At 35.5% G+C, this 19141-nt stretch carries 16 protein-coding genes; 1 reads left to right on the top strand and 15 read right to left on the bottom strand.

Going from position 1 to position 19141, the window contains the following annotated elements; all coding sequences use genetic code 11:
• Window positions 1-13 precede the first annotated feature (13 nt).
• From ACS127_RS05820 to ACS127_RS05810, 3 genes are read right to left on the bottom strand one after another with little or no spacing between them, the layout of a single operon-like run.
• A complete protein-coding gene (locus ACS127_RS05820) occupies window positions 14-1417 on the bottom strand; it encodes an ABC transporter substrate-binding protein (protein ID WP_440897485.1) in 1404 nt (467 codons plus the stop codon).
• Window positions 1418-1429: 12 nt separating this feature from the next.
• A complete protein-coding gene (locus tag ACS127_RS05815) occupies window positions 1430-2260 on the bottom strand; it encodes a carbohydrate ABC transporter permease (RefSeq protein WP_440897484.1) in 831 nt (276 codons plus the stop codon).
• A 2-nt stretch (window positions 2261-2262) separates the two neighbouring features.
• A complete protein-coding gene (locus ACS127_RS05810) occupies window positions 2263-3153 on the bottom strand; it encodes a carbohydrate ABC transporter permease (protein ID WP_440897483.1) in 891 nt (296 codons plus the stop codon).
• A 722-nt stretch (window positions 3154-3875) separates the two neighbouring features.
• On the opposite strand from ACS127_RS05810, the gene ACS127_RS05805 reads away from it, so the two are divergent.
• Window positions 3876-4895 (top strand): GntR family transcriptional regulator, encoded by a 1020-nt coding sequence (locus ACS127_RS05805; protein ID WP_440897482.1) that lies wholly within the window; start codon window positions 3876-3878, stop codon window positions 4893-4895.
• A 212-nt stretch (window positions 4896-5107) separates the two neighbouring features.
• Here ACS127_RS05805 and ACS127_RS05800 read toward each other — a convergent pair whose 3' ends face one another.
• The 12 genes from ACS127_RS05800 to ACS127_RS05745 all read right to left on the bottom strand — a co-directional run bounded on the left by ACS127_RS05800 (window position 5108) and on the right by ACS127_RS05745 (window position 19128).
• Window positions 5108-5431 (bottom strand): PTS fructose transporter subunit IIB, encoded by a 324-nt coding sequence (locus ACS127_RS05800; protein WP_440897481.1) that lies wholly within the window; start codon window positions 5429-5431, stop codon window positions 5108-5110.
• 19 nt (window positions 5432-5450) lie between these two features.
• On the bottom strand, window positions 5451-6503 hold the full coding sequence (locus ACS127_RS05795) for a PTS fructose transporter subunit EIIC (protein ID WP_440897480.1): 1053 nt from the start codon (window positions 6501-6503) through the stop codon (window positions 5451-5453).
• 74 nt (window positions 6504-6577) lie between these two features.
• Complete coding sequence (locus tag ACS127_RS05790; RefSeq protein WP_440897479.1) at window positions 6578-7033, bottom strand: PTS sugar transporter subunit IIA; 456 nt, start codon at window positions 7031-7033, stop codon at window positions 6578-6580.
• Window positions 7014-9056 carry a BglG family transcription antiterminator gene (locus tag ACS127_RS05785; protein ID WP_440897478.1) on the bottom strand — a complete coding sequence of 681 codons (2043 nt, stop codon included), beginning with the start codon at window positions 9054-9056 and terminating at the stop codon, window positions 7014-7016. The genes ACS127_RS05790 and ACS127_RS05785 overlap by 20 nt, the downstream gene beginning before the upstream one ends.
• Window positions 9057-9378: 322 nt before the next feature.
• A complete protein-coding gene (locus tag ACS127_RS05780; RefSeq protein ID WP_440897477.1) occupies window positions 9379-9753 on the bottom strand; it encodes an HIRAN domain-containing protein in 375 nt (124 codons plus the stop codon).
• Between the two features lie 1498 nt (window positions 9754-11251).
• Entirely contained in the window at window positions 11252-11542 is a 291-nt protein-coding gene (locus tag ACS127_RS05775; RefSeq protein ID WP_440897476.1) for a CD3324 family protein, read from the bottom strand.
• 494 nt (window positions 11543-12036) lie between these two features.
• Window positions 12037-13290, bottom strand: coding sequence for a hypothetical protein (locus ACS127_RS05770; protein ID WP_440897475.1), 1254 nt, complete (start codon window positions 13288-13290; stop codon window positions 12037-12039).
• A gap of 577 nt (window positions 13291-13867) precedes the next feature.
• Window positions 13868-14488: a DUF3298 domain-containing protein gene (locus ACS127_RS05765; protein WP_440898086.1), complete on the bottom strand. Its 621-nt coding sequence runs from the start codon at window positions 14486-14488 to the stop codon at window positions 13868-13870.
• 213 nt (window positions 14489-14701) lie between these two features.
• Window positions 14702-15382, bottom strand: a complete 681-nt coding sequence (locus ACS127_RS05760) for a hypothetical protein (RefSeq protein WP_440897474.1) — start codon at window positions 15380-15382, stop codon at window positions 14702-14704.
• A gap of 15 nt (window positions 15383-15397) precedes the next feature.
• Entirely contained in the window at window positions 15398-16117 is a 720-nt protein-coding gene (locus ACS127_RS05755; protein WP_440897473.1) for a DUF5058 family protein, read from the bottom strand.
• Between the two features lie 52 nt (window positions 16118-16169).
• Window positions 16170-17312 (bottom strand): ArgE/DapE family deacylase, encoded by a 1143-nt coding sequence (locus tag ACS127_RS05750; protein WP_440897472.1) that lies wholly within the window; start codon window positions 17310-17312, stop codon window positions 16170-16172.
• Window positions 17313-18318: 1006 nt separating this feature from the next.
• On the bottom strand, window positions 18319-19128 hold the full coding sequence (locus tag ACS127_RS05745; protein ID WP_440897471.1) for an alpha/beta fold hydrolase: 810 nt from the start codon (window positions 19126-19128) through the stop codon (window positions 18319-18321).
• Window positions 19129-19141 lie beyond the last annotated feature (13 nt).

Below are 19141 nucleotides of genomic sequence, written 5' to 3'. Positions count from 1 at the left end.
ACGTCCTTCTTTACTATTTTAATCCTGCTTTGGTTATTTCCTCTTCAAATTTTTTCTGCATCTCTTTTAGAGCTGAATCAATAGTCTTTTCATCAGATAAAACTCCTATCGTTTCATCTTCCAAGATATCATTAAGAAGAGCAGAGATAAACGGTATCTCAACATCAACTAAATGTTTTCCAGAATTTAAAGATTCCAATAAGACTCGATACATTGTATTAGACTCCATGACTTCTCCTCTCGCATATGTCGACATACGAGTCGGGTCCATGGTATTTTCAATCTTCAACAATTCCCCATCTTTTGATGTGACAAATTCAATAAATTTATATGCTAGTTCATCCTCCTTTGAATTGCTGGTCATTGCGATGGACCACCCTCCTAAAGTAGGTGAAGCACCCGGAGTAACAGCATATCCAACCTTATCTTTCACTTGCGAATCCTCTCCATTAATTGAACCTATAAGCCCTGGCCATTGCTCCATCATAGCCGCTTCTCCATTTACGAACATCGCATTTGCTTCATCCCAGCCAAGTTGTGTCCATTCCTCTGGAGCCGATTCTTTAAGGGCCATCATGTCATCAATAGCAGACTTCGTCGTTGGATTGTCAATTGTTACTTCATAATTTTCACCCATAATAGAGCCACCATATTCCCCCAAACGATTCATCCATATCAAACGGCTATTTGTCGTTGATCCCATGCTGAGATAGCCATAATTTGTTGGGGAATCAGGATTTTGACTCTTTGTAAAAAATTCAGCTACTTCGATAAGCTCTTCATTCGTTTTGGGTACAGTTAACTCTTCTCCTGTTAGTTTTTCATATTCTTCTTGAATTTCGGGATCTTCGAAAAGATCTTTTCTATAAAAAAAGATTTGTGTGTCGGGTTTATAGGGAAAAGCCACAAGTTTATCTTCATATTTTCCATATAGATCTAGAACAGACGGAATAAAATCATCTAGTTCTAAATGAGGACTTGCCACAGATTCAATATAGGAATCTAACTCCCTTAAATAACCAGACTCAGCATAGGATTTAATATTAGCAACAGGCATCAGTACAGCATCAAAAGTCTTACTCGTACTCAAATCTAATTGAATTTTCTCCTCATCATTTCCAGCAGGAAAACTTTGAATTTCAACCGTTGCTCCTGATGCAGCTTCAAAATACTCTGCAGCTTTTTTTAGAGCATCCTCAAAATCTCCTGTCCGAGTTGCCACAGTAATTTTTTTCCCCGCATACTGCCCATTTAATGTTCCACCACTATCTAAGTCCTCTAATTTTTCACCTAGGATGGTTGGCGCCTCAATTTCTTCTATATTATTTTCTCCTGTTGTTTCTGAATCATTTGAAGAACATCCAGCAAAGAATCCCACCCCTAAAACAACTAACATGACTAACATGACTTTTTTCATAATTTCCTCTCCTCATCCTTTTACTGCTCCTGCAGTAATTCCTTTTTGTATATATTTTTGTGTAGTTAGTGCTAAAATAAAAGCCGGAATCATTGCCACTGTTCCCGCAGCAGCTAATAACCCGAATGGTGTATCTTTTTGTAATTCCACCATCCCACTGATTCCTAAAGGTAATGTCTTATTAGCATCATTAAATATTAAAACTAAAGCAGTACCAAATTCATTGTATGAAGCTAAAAATACCAATATGGAAACAACAACAATTCCTGGGATCACTAAAGGCAAAGCAACCTTAAAATATGTTTGCATTTCATTACAACCATCAATTTTGGCAGATTCAAATACTTCTTTAGGTATTTCATCAAAAAAACTAATGGCTAACCAAATGGCAAGAGGTAGATTCGCAGTAATGTATACAATTGTTAAACCTATCTTACTATCCAACATGCCAATGTTATTAAAGATAATAAAGTATGGAACCATGTACACTAAACCCGGTACCATTCTCACCGCAATAATCAGTAATAAAGATGTTTCTTTCCCTCTAAAGGTAAACCTTGAGAAGCCATAACCAGCAAACGTTGCAATAAAAGCTGTGACAATCGTTGTAGTTATTGAGATCACTAGGCTATTTTTGAAAAATACGCCTGTAGAGTGCTCAGTAAATACTCTGATAAAATTATCAAATGTTATTTTAGAAGGAATAAATTCAGGAGGCAGCTTCATTATTTGTCCCGGTGTTTTCAAAGCCGTTGTTATTGTCCAATAAATTGGAAATAAAAAGGCTATACAGAATATAACCAATATAATAGCTGTCCAAATATCCTTTTTTCTCCTTGACATGTTTAAACCTTCTTTCTCCTCATTAGTTTTATATTTCCTATCGATACAATGGCAATAATCACAAAGAAAATTATTGCTGCAGCAGATCCCTCACCAACATTCATATATCTGAACGCCATTTTATAGATCATCGTCCCCATCGTCTCGGTTGCATTTCCTGGTCCGCCTTGAGTCAAAATCATTACTGGGTCAAATACTTTGAGTGAATCCATAATTCTTATAGAAACGACCAATGCAATAAAATTCCTCATCAATGGAAGAGTAATTTTTCGAAAAGAGGTAAAATCACTTGCCCCATCAATTCTTGCACTTTCATATAACTCATTAGGAATGGTAGTCAGAGCACCTAGAAAAATTAACATGCAAAACGGAATAGCCCCCCATGAATCAATAATAATGATTGCTATTTTTGCTGGTAATGCCTCACCCGTCCATGCAATAGACGTTCCTCCTAGCCAATCAATAATATAATTTATCGGTCCATATACCGCTCCAAATAATATCTTCCAAATTGTACTTGAAACTACGGGAGCAATCATCATTGGTAAAATAAGAAAACTTTTGAGAACCCTTACAAATTTTGACTGACTAGTTTCTGTTAATAGTACGGATATGAAGAGACCGATCCCTGTTGGAATAATAACCGCAAAGGCTGTAAAAATAAGTGTCCACAAAATCGATTGTAGAAAATCCCCGTTAGTTAAAACGGTTACATAATTGCCAAAGCCATTAAATGTACTCATATCACTAGTCATCGTTAATTGGTAATTCCTAAAACTTAAGTAAACTGCATATAACAAAGGAATGATCCCCAATAATGTGATGAAAAGAAAGGAAGGTGCAATAAAGATAAAATGCATATATTGATTAATTCGTCTTTTTATTGTGTTCATATTATTCCCCTCACTGTGTTCCACCATATTGTCAAAAAGGTAATAGTAAAAAGCTATGTTTTATTGATATATAGCGATTTAACACAAAAAGTTTGCCACCTCCTTAATTTTAGCTATTTATTTGACAAATCAAAGCTCATGACCTAGACAATGAACCGATTAATAAATCCCCTATCGTGGTTATCAAGAGCGATTATGGTAGTTATAAAATTTTCGAAAAATTCACTTTTTTTATTTTAAAGTTGTTTTCCTAAAACAGACGGTTAGCTGTGATAAAGTTTTTCATACTACTGTGTTCTACATATTTTATATTAATATATTAAGTGAATATAAGATATACTAAATTTAGTATCTTTTTTACGGTCCTTCATGTAAAATTAAATTATAAAGTTAGCGTATGTCTTAGTTAGATTCTCGATGGGGCTTCTTTTTTGATTTATATATCATCTCAGGTGGTTGAAGTGTTAGCCCTCCAATTGAACAGCTATATAACCCAAAGAAGTAATACTTCTGGTCAACTGAATATTTTAAGAACTTACTTTCATTTATGTTTAATAGATTGACTCACTCAAAATAAAGAATTTACATATTACAAAAGATTTGAAACAAGCTGATACTCTAACTGAGAAAATAACTTTTAAAGCACATAGAACTATGATTGTCTTAAGTTGTCACTTTATATTTTTAAATAATTTAATATAGTACAGGGAGAGAATTAACAAATGAAGAGAGAACTGCCACTTTACAAACAAATAGAGAAAGATATTATAAAACAAATTAATCTTGGGCTTTTAAAAAATGGGGACAGAATCTTATCCGAGAAAGAAATAACAGAAAAATACCACGTTAGCCAAATAACTGCCAAAAACGCTCTAAACATTCTATCAGAAAAAGGATATGTTAATAGAGTTCAAGGCAAAGGAACTTTTGTTTCAGCGGAAAGGAAGACGAAAAATAAAAGGTTGATTGGTGTTATATTTACAACTTTATCCACTGAAATTGATAAGTCTCTCTTAGATGCTATTGAAAACTATTCAAAAGATTTCGGATTTCAAATTCTCTTTGGGTTATCCAGGGAAAACTTAATTGAAGAAAATAGATTGATTGAGGATTTTATTAACCGAGGGGTTGATGGATTAATCATATTTCCAACAGAGACTGAAATTTATAATGAATTCATTCTGGAACTTTATCTGAAAAAGTTTCCGATCGTTCTTATTGATAGGTATTTCAAAAAGTTCCAAATACCCTATGTTGTTTCAAATAACTATAAGGGTGGATATGACGCAGCTGATTATTTATTGAAAAGGGATATGGAAAATATATCTTTTATCAATACTGCGGAATCAAATTCAGCAACCATTGATAGAATCAGAGGAATTGAAGCAGCTTTCATAGACAATAAAATTCCAATCAATAAGAATCTGTGGATTTCTATTTCATCAAAAGAAAAAAATATAAAAAAAGCTATTACTGATCACTTAGAGTTATTTAAAGACATCAATGCTATTATAACAGTTAATGCACGGCTTGCAGATTTCATCGCAAATTTTGCATTAGAAAACAATGTGTTTCTCATTTCATTTGATAAACCTTCAGTATTTTGTAACTATAATGTACTACAGAACACTAAGCAAATTTCCTTGGAAGCATTAACGATGCTGAGCAAATTAATATCAGAAAAAACCTTAGAACATACTGAAGTTGAAATTGCTATGAGCTTTTTACCTTATTATAAATAAGCAAGAAACACTGAGGTGGGTTGTTTCTTTTGAAATTATGTTTAGCAAACCTTCCTACTTTTTCAAAACGACTAACAAACTCCAAAAAATCTGATTCCTGAGTTGATAATGGGAATCAGATCTTTTTTTAACGACAATAGAACACTTACGTTCTATAAATTGCAATTAGTAATCTATTAAATCCTATGTCTGTACTGGAATCAGACATAATGTTAGTCACAAACTGATGAGTCAAATTTATCTTTTATTGCCTTGATAATTTTATCAGCTTGTTTTATTAATTCAGATACACTCCTCTTCACACAAGGTTTTCCCTTAAATCTCTCCATCCCTCTGATGCCAACGTCACTGCTAATAATCACACAAGTAGCTTCTGCAATATCTTTGGCATCTAAGGCATCCTCTGTACCAGACCCTCCTTGTGTTTCGATTAACACTTCAACGCCATACTTTTTCCCAGCTAATTTTAACGCTTCTGCAGCCATGTAAGTGTGCGCCACTCCAGATGGACATGATGTCACTCCAACCAACTTCATCTATAATCCCTCATTTCCATTAAATATTTACAATATCTAATTCAAACTCTTCTTCATCATTTTTTATTTCTGCATCCTGATTTCTATTTTTAAGTAAATTTACAATTAAGGCTGTTGTTAAAGAGCCTATGAGTATGCCTAAAATATAGCCAAACCAACCTTCTACGACTGGCAATACAATAAGCCCACCCCATGGAGCATGATTCACAACACCCATTAAAAAAGGGACAATATTTCCCACTATACCACCTGCAACAATTGAAGGGAGAACTCGTAACGGATCATTTGCGGCAAATGGAATCGCCCCTTCAGTAATACCTACACAACCCATGAGAATAGCGGCTTTACCCGCTTCTTTTTCTTCAACATTATACTTTTTAGGACTCAATAGAGTGGCAATACCCATGCCGATTGGCGGTACACAAATCGCAACACCAACTCCGCCCATAAGCCACGGAACTGTATCTACTTGAGTCTGAGCAAACAGAGTAGCTACTTTATTGATGGGTCCTCCCATATCAAAAGCTGTCATTCCCCCTAATATAGCTCCTAAAGGGGCTTTCCCAATCCCGCTCATTGCGTTCAACCAGCCTGTTAAATTATTCATAAGAGCTGCAATGGGAGTTCCTATGATCCAAACAACAATCCCACCTGTTAAAAATGTCCCCGCTAATGGATATAAGAAAATAGAACCTAATGATTTCAATGAAATTGGTAATTTTATTTTCTTCAATTGAAAGACAATGATCCCTGCTAAAAAACCTGCAAAAATACCGCCTAAAAATCCTGCTCCGACTTCATTAGCAAGATAAGCACCTATTGCCCCTGGAGCTAGCCCCGGTTTATCCGCAATAGAGTACGCGATATAACCCCCTAAAATGGGTATGAAAAGCGTCAGACCAGCTTCACCGATTTGTGCTAGCCCCGCTAACCATCCCTCTTCAGGAGCCGAAGGGGTACTGTTTAACATAACGGAAATTGAGAATAAAACACCACCAGCAACAATAAATGGTATCATATGAGAAGTTCCAGTTAACAAGTGTTTTTTTACTTGAAGTAATTGTTCTTTCATCTTCAATTCTCCTTTAATTAAGTAAATTTAAATCCTCTTTTTACAATCTAAAATAATCTTATAAGCACGTTAGCTTATAGATCTAATGTAATCATTGAATTTATACTGTTATATACTTCTGTTGCATTTGATTCTAATAATTTATTTCTATAATCCTCATGCATTAAATTCCTAGCTAATTGCGAAATAATTCTTAAATGTTCACCCTTATCATTTTGTGGAACAGCTATTAAAATAACTGTATTTACTGTTTCATTTGATTGATCACTCCAACGGATTGGATTTATTAATCTGCCAAAACAAATAGAAGGTCTTATTACATTCTCAGTTCTTCCATGAGGCATCCCGATATTATATCCAACATATGTTGGCTCAATATTTTCTCGCTCATACACATCTTGAAGAAAAGCAACTCTGTCCTTAATACTGCCCATCTCACTTAACTTATTAACTAGCTCCTCTATTACCACACCTTTGTCACTACTATCCATATTTAAAATGATGCACTCTTTATTTAGAATTTCTGCCATTATCCATACTCTCTTTCTCTTGGAATTTTATGATATTCATTATTTCATGGGGAGATTTTGCTGCTTCAATCTTCTTCATCAAGTCATATTCCTTTACCCCTCGTACTAATGATATTAAAGCGGGAATGTGTTCTGAATTATCTTTACTTGCTAAACAAATGATAATTCTCACTTGTTTTTCTCCAAATCTTATAGGTTTGTGACTGAGAATTAAACTCATTCCACTTCTTTTCACAAAATCTCCTGGCTTTCCGTGTAACAAAGCAAAATCATCGTCGGAAATAGAGTAATAACCTAACTTATTTATACTCGCAATTATATCTTCACCATATTCTTGTTCAACATAATCATGATCTGCTAGTAATTTCGTGCAGAGTCGAACTGCAGTTACCCATGAATTACACTCTTCAATAATTGATATTCTCTTATGGGACAACATATCTGAGAACTTTTCAATTCTTTTCTTCTTATTTGTCAACGGAAAACCAAACTCATTTCTAATCACTTGCAATACTTGCAACCGATTCTGATCATTTAAAAATTCTAAATTCTTATTAATAGAATAATAATGAGTTAATGCTTTTTTCCTAAGTATTCCTACCTGGCAAATATTCTGTATATCCTGGTCTGTTAATATAGGCGTAACGACCACAATCGGTTTAGTAATAGACACCTTTTCAAGTTCAGTTGTTGTTATAACAACATCTACGTTGTTCCATTCACTATAATTCGATAATTGATAGAGAGGCAGTACTTCAACCACATGTAATTGAAACTCGTTAATAATTGACTCCTTCAACATTGTTGTCGTTCCATAACCAAAACCACACACTAATAAAACGCGTGTTGGAGCTTCCTCTTTAACGCGTCTAATACTCGCAATAAAATGAATTGCTAAATACGTGATTTCAGACTGGTTATTCAATTCTTTCAGGATATCTACATTTGAAATAACCTGACTTACTATTTCATAGATTTCAATATCACTTGAGGACAGCATTGGCATAACATTTTCATGAATATTAAGATGATCGGCGATTCTTTTGATTAAAGGGGCAATATGATTTGTTAACCCCCTAACCAATATCTCATCTGATCTGAAATCAAGACCCACCCTTTTACTCATCTGATCAATAAGCTGAAAGGTTATAGCTTGAGCTTGCATAAAATCCCCTTCATCATTATCAACAAAGCGGCTTGTATAATTTAATAAGCGAGAAATAAACTCTTTTTGTTTGGTGGAAAATTGCAGTTGACATTCTTTTTCTAAGTCGGTAATCAATTCATGACATTCCAGACTTTCAACTAGTTTAAAATCACTATGATTAATCATTTCTTCTTTTTTATGAATAGTAGACCAAATTGTGATCAATATATTAGATAAATACCACTCGAACGAATCATCCGTTAACACTTTTTCTCTAATCGAAAGATCACGTATAACGATAGAACTGATTTTATCTAAATCAATTTTTTTAAAAGCTCTTCGAATAATATCTTTGATTTTCAACTCAAAAGATGTATAAATAACCGTATCATCAAAAAATAAACAGCAAGTCTGTTTTATTTCTTTATAAAGCAATAAGAGGTAGTTTTCTCTGTCACCTTCAATTACAAAGCCTTGGTCATAAGCAACTTTAATATTATAAGTATCAAAATCTTTTTCTATATCATTTAAATCATTTTTTATGGTAGATCGCGAAACTTGCAATTCATTTGCTAACTGATTTAGATTTAAAATACTACTATCGAGTAATAAAGTAAGTTTAATAATTGATAATCTATCTTCCTGAACAAACAGGTAGTCATCTTCCCCTGAGAAAGCTGATAAATTAACATTTCCGGGAAAAACCAATGTGCCTTTAGATCCTTTCTCGATAGGGGGGTAATTATTTAAAGTTAATTCTTCATTAATTCGATCAATATCATACCTTACATTTCTTTCCTTTATAGCTAAGGTATGTGCTATTTCTTTAATACTTGTTTCTTTACATTTGGCTAAATAGTTGATTGTTTTGACCATACGTCTACTAAACAGGATTATCACCTCCTTTTGTTATCCGCTTACATTTATAATTATAGCTTGGGTAACTATGCCCGGGTAGTATTAGAAAAAGAAAAAAAAGTTACAAAATTTAATGCGAGGAAATGTTCGTTCGCGTGTTAATATAAATTTTCCTTCACATATAAGTGAAAAAAATACGCCCCACAGTAACTTAGCTACTATGGAGCGATCGCAAAGGGCAACATACATGACTTCAAACGAGGGTTATTTTATTCAGTGTTATTTCATAATAGGAATTTTAAGTAAACCATCATAACTCTTTAAGTTTAATCAGCATCATTCAGCGATTATCTGCAATTTTGACAACAACTCGAAATTGTCTTTCTGGATGTGTCTCTTTGTTAATGTACTGGATTCTGGAATCAAAGATATCTGCATGGCCAAAATACAACAGTTTACTCAATAAGTCATTTTTATCTTTTGGAACATAGCCGATTTTTCGGTCATTATAAAAAATAGCGACAGCTTCTGGATCATATGGATTATCTGATTCTGGAATTAATTCGACGTGTTTTCCTAAAGTAAGTTCATCAATCACGTCAAGACCATCATAATAAGCGAATCCAGCAACATGGAAGTCCATCAAATGTCTACTTCGTTCATACGAATGTTCTTTAAATGATTTAATTAGCTCTGCTTTTTGCTCATAATTCATACCCATTCCTCCCAGTATTTAGATATTTATAGTATACCATATTTTTCTTGGGCGATTAGGACCAATAAGGATAAAATGAAACTTCAATCAGTGGGAGTTGGACCTACAGGATGTAGGTCATGCAGATGTTTCCGGCGGGACGAGTAACCGCAGCAATGTTGTCAGGTTAATAAAATCGATTAAGTAAATCCATTTCAAAATGATAAATCGCATGTTAAGATTCAAATATTAAGGATCGGTGCTTTCCACTACAGGTGGATGCTTTCCGCGGAGATGGAGGTCTATAGGACGTAGATCATGCAGGTGTTGCCACAGGACGTGGCGAACTTAACCTGCCTTCAGCTAACTTTTGTAGCCTAATGCGCTACAAAAGTGGATCTTCAGCTCATCCTCGAAAATAAAAGGCGATTTTCTTCGTGCGATGTCTCGCTGACGATGCTTTCCTTGTCTTATTTCCGCTGGAGTCACCACCTTTCGTTCCAATCACCTAAGTGGATTTGTTGTATGGGTGAATCCTATTTTAATTTAGCTTATGTTTAGTTGTCCCTTCTTTCAGATAAGAAAATGATGAAATGGAATCGAGTATCAAATTTAATACAAATGGAAGTCAAACCAGCTAGCGAAGGAAAAACACGCAGACTCCTCGAAAATAAAAGGCAATTTTCTTCGTGCGATGTTTCGCTGACGATGCTTTCCTTGTCCTGTGGGAAAAGCGTGAGCTTGAGATCCACTTTGACAAGTGGTTTTGACTTGGCAAAGTTAGCTCAAGCCATGGGACTGTGATTACTCGCCCCATCGAAAACACTTGCCCACGGAAAGCGTAGTGTTTTTCCATAGCGGTCGCCTTAACCTGACAACATTGGTAACCGCAGTCCCAAGTCTTTTCGGTGGGACGAGTTTTACGGACGATTATCTGTGATAAACTATAAGGACCATTTAATTTTAAAGAATTCAAATAATAACTAATCCTTACCATTTGATATTAAAATGACAGCTTAGATTTTTCAGACTGTTCCCATATTAAATAATGATTTTGATAAAGAATCAGGTCAATAGCTTAAAAACCAGCTAAAAATAGTTGATTCAATAATCCGTTAAACAATTCTTCCACTATTATAGAGCCACCTAATGTCCAAACTAGTCAACAATGCTTGTGTCAAATAAATATCTTCTATTTTCCACAGTATGTATAGAAAAGTTAACTGGTGGTTATTGAGTGTTCCTCTACTCTGTGATTAAGAGATAAACATTATATTTGATACAAACACATCATCGAAACTAACGGCAATGGGTTAAATAACTTAAAAGAAAAGCACAGCAAGGGAATTCAAAATCATTTTAGACACCCATCCATATTAAAAAGAGTCTTCTGATCTTCAATCGTTGATCAAAAGACTCTTTATTCAATTGGATAAAGCTAACTCAACATGTTTTGTAAATACTGCCTGATTACTGGAACCCAATATTTTGTTTTTACCAACTTGTACTCAATTAGGAGCTATTGTTCCATCTCTTTTAACCGATCTCGCGTCTGGTAAATGATTTTCCGAATACTATCGATCGATAAGCAGAATGTCTGCTCCAACTCTTCAAGCGAGCTTCCTGCCATGTATAGCTGGTAAATCTCTTCATTTCTCTTCTTAATCAGCTGGCGGGATCCGCTATTCTCTCCCCAAGCCACGCGCTGTTTACTTTGCTTGGGTATATAAATCAACTCACCTTGAATATGTTTTTGCAATTCTGTAAGTAAGCTAGCGGGAAGCACCTCTTTCCCATTTTTGTATTGCATTGACGTCCTCCTCAAAAAAAGTAAGCTCAATCTGCCCACAACTTTTTAATTTGTCCATCTAAAACACCCCTTTCCATTTGGATGTAAGTTATACAAAAAACGCTTACAAACCATTTCTTACTACTATCTTATAACAAATAGCCCGATCAATCCAGCTATCTATAATTAAAATTCAACTATGTTAAAATGAGGCCGCCATTAAAGCGACCTCATTTATATCGATTTCTGCCTAAGCAGAAATCACCTCGTTATAATGAATCATTGCAATTCATGCCTCCTTTCAAAAAAAGTATCGGCCGATAACCTTATTAAAACATGGTCAACTGTTGCTAAGCAAGGGAAAGAATGGTTATAATTGTTTAATCCTAAATGTAATTAACTAAGATATTTACTATGATCTAGAAATTTACCGTTTAACAGAAATAAACCTCTTGCTTCCTACCATCTCAATTGATTAAAGATCCATCGAGAAAATACTCATCATTCTATTTTAGTTAAAGCTCCCTCTCTTCTACTTCACCCGTTTCCTTATCTACCATGTACCAGCCTAAAGTGTTCATCATCTGTGTGTCATCATCTTCATCGCCTGAAAATACAAATACTCGCACAATAAATTTCCCATCTTCTTCACGATCCACCATCACCCTAACTTCTTCTGTATCAAAATCTTCATGTTCATCAACATAATCGAATACTTTTTCTGGAACATCATCTTCAGTTAGTTCCGCACTTTCCTCTTGTCCCTCTCCATCTGATTCGGATCCAGTATTATCGCCATCCGTTTCATTCAACAATGGATACACAGAAATAACCTGATCTGTATGATTGACTAGCTTGAGCTCCTCTACTTGAAAGTCAAGTGCAGCCAATTGAAGGACTTGCTCAAAATCTTCACGCTCTTGTTGTGAGGCCTCTACCCCATCGCCAATATGATATTTAACAATCGCTTGATCCCCTTCAATCACAGCTTCTTCAATTTCCAAACCTTCGTAGATTCCAGAATAATAAGATCCTTCAGCATTTTCAACTGTTGCCATCGCTTCAACAGTTTGACCAAAATCCAGCAATTCGCCATCAGCAGTATAAATGTCTTCTCCTGCTACAGCACCACTTATATAAGTGTATTCGCCTCGTTCAGATTCTTCTGTCGGCATAACATAGTATCCTCGATTTGGCTCTTGCTCAATTTCAACCGGTTCTTCCCAATAACCTTCAGCAAAAGTAAGTCCTCTCTCTCCATCCTGATTAAAGAGATTGAATTCATCAATGCCAAATCGAAAGCCAATCTCATGAAGTACTTCCCAAAATTGAGCTGATTCCGTTGATGCCATGCTTAACGTATCATTTTCATCAAAATACAAATTTACTACCGTTCCATCGACCTCAAAATCAGTAACAGCAGAAAATAGATCTCGCTGCGATGGGTCACTTTCTATTAACGATTGATGAAAACGCTCCTCTCGTGTCAGTTCTTCAGCTGTCCGTGTAAAATAGAACCTGAATTCAGTTGTTTCATATCGATCACCATAAACCAAGTAATCTCCCGCAGCATATTCCTCCGTATAATCTGACTCTTCTGTTCCATCATCTTGACCGTTGTTTTCATCCTCAGTTACCTCTGTCTCTCCTATATTTTCATCATCATTTGCTGAACTTTCACTATTAGAGTCTGTTTCACTAGTATTATTGCAAGCCGCCACTACCAGACTAATAAGAATCAACCCTAAAATCACGCCTATTTTCTTCAAAGTAATTCCTCCAAGTTAAACAAAGTGTTTTGTTTTAAAATAATTCCCGGGATTTAAAAAACTAAACAACTTACCTTCATCCAGATAGAGGAAATCTTGTGGTTACCAGCAGCAGCTTCCTCTGTCTATACAGCCTTCACCATGTACAATGCCCAATTCATCCAATAGAGGAAGCTTCTTTTCTGTACAGTGGTGCATACAGAATGAAAACTTCCTCTTTTTCAGTGTTTTTTTGTAATATATGTATTATAATCCTACAGGAACGATGAGCCCCATCTCACTAGCAAAAAACCATATGCGATGGGGTTGAATCACTTCAATGAAACAGCAAAAATTCTACACAATTTTAACTTTTATGAGCAACGAAAAAACTCATATATTCTACAAAAGGTAATCGTATAACCAGGTTGATAGGCTTCTCATCTAAACTAACTTCGTATAATATTGGGTAAATGGATTTATTGTCTCCTTCATAACCTAGGCAAAAGCCTCTCAAAAGAATAACTAGATTTATTTCAAGATGGACTAAACTTGTTTTTCATTTTTACTTTAATCTTTGTCTATCAAAAAAACTGAATTAATTATTAACAACCATTCGACCAAGTGGACCCTCTTCATCAATAATATCTTGGATGTCATAAACAGAGATTGGAAACATGGGGAAGCCAAATACATATGGAGTCAAGTCATAGAGTTGAAAAAAGATAACAAGTGTTTTATCCGCAATATAAAAATCTTGATCTGGGCGAATCGTTTGAAAGTCATTGATCAGCATGATATCTCGTTGTTTTATTTGTTGATCAATTAACATGGAAAGTCTTTCAACATAATTGCTTCCAGGCTTAAACAAGTCTTTGAGTTCACAGACTTTTTCCTTTTCAAGGTCAAATGTTAATCCCTTAATAAATGTCATGCCATGAGCTGCTCGATCATGATACGTATAATTAGAAAGTGTTAAACTCAACACTTGTCGTTGATTATTCTTCACTTCATACAAACCAATCATTTCTGCCACAGTTTCTGGCATATTACCAACTTGCTGATCAATGAGTTGCTGTGTTTCAGTGACAATCTTTTGATTGATCGTTCTTTCAAACTGTTGATTTTCCATTCCTACCACTTGAGGATAAAAAACCGTTTGATTCGGACCATTGCTAACTTCCAACGTCTTGATACAGACTGGAAACGAATTGAGCATCATTCATCTTCCTCTCTTTTTAACTTATTGTATTCTTAAGAAAAATGAATGTGTGTAAATGCCCAAGTGAGCTTTTAATAATATATCATTCCTGTTCATCAGTTTAAAGATTTTGTCAGGTTTCCTGCAGTCTTGATACAGCAAAAAGAGGCTATCTTAAAATAAACAAGACACCCTCTTTTTAACTCTATTTATTCACTCATGTTAAAGCATTTAAGAATCTAATAAATTCCGTTTATGCAGCAGGTAAGCTACCCCTACAGATACAGCCATGACTGTAATTAAAACATAGCTTTGAACTGCCCCAAAATTCTCAGGACCAATCATTAGATAAGCCACTACTGCTATAATCACTGGAGTGATCGCTAGCTTTTTCGCTTGAACTAACCGAGGAATGGTAATTGCACCCAGTAAAGCAGGGGTGATATTATCAAACCCTAGCTTTAAGACGGGATTACTTAGGACAGGGGCTAAAGCTTCACCAACAACAAAATTCCCTAAAAGCAAGACGGCTATCGTCACTAAAGAAGAAATACCCACACTAATAATAGCAATGACATCTCCTTTTTCAGTACCCGGATTGACTTTAGCAATTTGGTGACCTGAAACCACCGCTGGTAATTTCATATTAAGAATATTCCCAGTAATGGAACTTAAGTACATTGCGCCTGATCCAAAAACCGGATAATATGAAATGTTTTCTACTACTGCTGTAGGAAGAAAAGTTGCAATCAGTCCGATTGAAGCAGCAAGTACCTCATTTAGCTGAAATTTTACACCAAAATAATAGGCTGTTCCATACGGGACAAGCAACATAAAAAATAACGCAATCACGCTTGTCCAACGGCCAAGAAGATTAATCCGTTTTGTAAATGATTGATTTCCTTTTTGCACTTTATCTCACGCTCCTCACATTAAATTGCCATAGAAAATAACCGTAGCCATTCCTGCAATTAAGGCAATTGGTAATGAAAAATCACTTAAAATACGCCACTTCGTCACATCTGCTACTTTATTTAAAATCATCACCACAACACCAGCACTAACAAAAGCAACGATGGCTTCGATATTATTCACATTCGCCACATGAGGTACCGACAAAGTAACTAACAGTGCGATAAATAAAGCACTGGAAAAAATCGTAATGAATCCCCCTGCAGCTTTTTCCTTTTGATTCTTAGAGAACTTATCCAGACGATTCATAAAGAATATGTTAAAGATAATGCCCCAAATAATCCCAACGGTCATAACAAACATAATGACAATGAATATTGTCGGCGACATATTAGGATCGGCAAATCCTTGCAGACCCATACTTTGAGCAGCTAGGTCTGCTGCCATTCCTTCATAGGCTGCTGAACCAACGACAGATAGTCTCAACCACGGGAAGTATCTCCCTAAAGCTTGTGATAATGCCAACATCATCACAATGATTGGTAATGATGGCACAATCGAAAAAATAGCACTATTGGACATCGTACGGCGCATCACTTGTTTAGACAGTCCGATTTCCTGACCTCTACGCCACGCCACAAAAATAAAAATAACCGCTTGAATGGCAACGACGCCAATCGCTAAAGCACAAAGTATAAACAATATTGATCCATTAGCTACATCTAAATAATCCAAATTAATCACTCCTTTGATTATTGACAATTAACCCATCAATAGTTATCAAATCTTATTGTAAATAGTCTAATGCCAAATCAATAAATAAACCACAGAAGTATAAATAATCCTTAACTTCAACATACTCATCAACTGTATGGGCAGTAGCTGATGCTCCAGGGCCAAAAATGGCTAGATCAAATTCCTTTTCCACACGACAGAAGTTAGAGGCATCGGTCGCGCCCCCTAAGCCTATTGAAGGAATATCCCGACCAGCTATTTTACGAATTGATTGAACCAGCTTTGATTGATCTGATCTTTCTACTGCCATATTATTTTGTAAAACATTTAATTCCAACCGCCCGTCAACCTTCTCGTTCATCTCGTCAATCGTCGTGTTTAAAATGTCCAACACGACTTGATTATCACATTCTGGAATCGTTCTTGCATTTGCTTTTAGAATCGTTTGCTCAGGTACACTATTAATTTGAGTCCCACCCTCAATAACTGTAAAAACATTTAGCATCGAACCAAGCTTTTCATTGGAGGCAGATTTTCCTGCTTCCTCAAACTTCGCATCCGCTTCTGTAATAAATGCATTCATCTGCATTAATGAGTTGATTCCCTTTTCAGGCATAGAACTATGAGCTGCTTTACCATGAGATATGACTTCATATTGAACAGATCCTTTATGTGCTGTCACCAGAATATCTTTCCCTGATGGTTCCCCAATCACTAATGCATCAATATCATCCATGTAACCTTCATCTGTTAGTTGCTTTGAGCCATACATTCCAATCTCTTCTCCGACAGAAGCAACCAACCGTAGCGTTCCGTTGAAGTCTTTTCCTGATTCCTTCAAATCAATCAAAGCAAGAACCATAGCGGTTAGACCTGCCTTCATATCTGTTGTTCCCCGACCATACATTTTGCCATCAACAATTTCTGCCCCAAAAGGATCATAAGTCCACTCCTCATGATCACCAGCTGCAACCACATCCATATGACCACTATAAGCAAGAATTTTCCCCGGCTCACTACCTTTGAGCTCAGCAATTAAATTACTTCGGCCGGGAGCATATTCAATGATCTCTGCATCTATATCATACTCCGCTAGCAATTGTTGATAATATTCTGCAACGACCGCTTCATGGTTATTCTCAGTTTTCAACCGAATGACATCTTGTAATACAGAAATTCCTTTTTCATCATTCATTTTATTTACACCCCTTATCATTTAATTGTTTTACATTATACCACAGGGTGTAAAGAGAGGCATTGAACAGTGACTTATAATTGGTTCAATAGCCTTTTTGTGCGTATTGTAAGTGAGATTGAAACATTCTATTCAGTTTTTCGAATTGGAAATTGGAATAAAATACGCGATAGAAATTTTTGCTTGGGATGAAGGGCTGAAATCACTGATAGAAACACTCTACTCAGTTTCTCTAAATAGAAGTTTAACTTAAAAGAAAAAGATAGGTTGACTTCAATATTCGTGCAAATGATGGTTAGTAGACAAGTGATCATGCTACAGTTCTGTTCACACAAAAATAAAGAAGCTATCACAAGGTATAACATCATATCTTTTGCGATAACTTCTATAAAACCTCAACATATTCATTTATCGATTTGCTTTCAACTTCTTAATCATTAAGGGTATTGGAATTAAGGAAGTAGCGATTGAAATATTAAAAGAGGAAATAGCCTTAAATCTTATAGTAAGACTCACACATCTGAATATTGGAAAAATTAAAGTAACAAATATAATTGGGCAAATACATTTGAAGACATTAACTTATAACACATTCAGGTGGAGAAATAAAATCCCGCCTGAATCAAAGGGAAGATATTTTGAGAAGGGTTTTCACAAAAAAGGGAAGCGGAACATATCTCATCTGCAGAGGGGGGGCCCTCTATATCCATATTCTGTTTGTTCATGAATAAATCTTTTTGTTCCACCCTCTTGATCGATTACTTGGCTTAACCTGACAACATTGCTGCGATTACTCGCCCCATCGAAGATATTTGCGGTTACTCGCCCCATCAAAACCCGTTGTTGCCCCGAGTTTTACGGACGGTTATCTGTGATAAATTGATTCAGCTTAATTATGTTTTGCTATTTCAATTCTATAATGCTCAATCGGGTCATGCTTTTCTCATCTCGCTATGATTGATGTTTTCCAATCATGCATATTGATTTTACTCCAATTTCTACTGCATTAGCTTTTCAGAAAAAGCATAACTTGCTCATTAAAATCTTTAGCTTCCTCATACGCTCCATGTCCTAATCCACTATAAATAAGCAATTTGCTGCCCTTGATTCTGTCAGCCATTTCTTCAGATGAATGCTCACCAACGACCTTATCACTATCCCCTCCAATCACCAAAGTAGGGCATTGAATCTCAGTCAATCGATCATAGGCATCATGGGAAAGGCAGGCATTTGCTTGAATGATAAATCGTTTGAAGGATTTAGGTTTTCCGATCCTTTTAAGAATGGGGAAAAATAAGCGATACTTTTTAACTCCTTTTTCTGTATAAGTTTTTTTCATTGTATCGATCATTAATGTCCCATAATCATTTTTTTCAGCCATCTCCACCCAATTTGTTATCACTTTTTGGATCGTTGCATTCTGTTTTGAAACCGTCACACCTAAAATCAATTTTTTAACCCAAACTGGATATTCTATCGCTAGATGCTGAGCAATCATACCACCCTGTGATATACCCATGACATAAGCATCCTTAAGTCCTAACTTTTCCATCGCTTTTTTCTGGTCTCTTGCCATTGCTTGAGTTGTATAACCCTCCTCTAATTGATTCTTCCTACTAAAAACGTATAGTTTAAATTCCTTAGCAAATTGCTTATAGTACAATGATAAAGTAAGTGCTTGTCCTCTTACTGTCTTAAGACCATCGCTTAACCCCGGTATAATGATAAACGGTTTATTCCCACTTCCAAAAACAACATAATCCATCTCGGTATTTCCAATTGTGACCGTCTTCGTTTCTCCAAAGCCTTTTAACATCCTTCATATCTCC

Origin of the sequence: Amphibacillus sp. Q70 (assembly GCF_052055485.1) — a bacterium.
Taxonomy (GTDB): Bacteria; Bacillota; Bacilli; order Bacillales; family Amphibacillaceae; genus Amphibacillus.
Note: the sequence above shows the minus strand (reverse complement) of the source record. Positions and strands in the feature narration are given on the sequence as shown.